The organism is Oleiphilus sp. HI0125, assembly GCF_001635355.1.
In genome coordinates this window covers 1-270 of record NZ_LWGF01000565.1, presented here as the reverse complement: position 1 = coordinate 270, position 270 = coordinate 1, and the positions used below count along the sequence as shown (strand labels likewise).

General features: G+C 45.6%; 1 protein-coding gene. It reads left to right on the top strand.

The annotated features are described in order from the left end of the window. Positions 1–270 (top strand): RNA pyrophosphohydrolase (locus A3762_RS07050; RefSeq protein ID WP_082868990.1); only part of this gene is annotated, 270 nt, incomplete at both ends.

Below are 270 nucleotides of genomic sequence, written 5' to 3'. Positions count from 1 at the left end.
AAAAGATGTTCAGATTGTTGCGCAGACTGAGGGCTGGTTACGATATCGCTTGCCAAAACGCTTAGTCCGACATAACTCCCATCCGGTTTGTATTGGCCAAAAACAAAAATGGTTTTTGTTGAGAATGATCGGGCAGGACGAAAGCATCTCTTTGAGCAATGGCGAAACGCCAGAGTTTGATGGTTGGGATTGGGTGAGCTACTGGTATCCATTGGGTCAAGTAGTTTCCTTCAAGCGAGAAGTCTACCGACGTGCATTGAAAGATTTGTC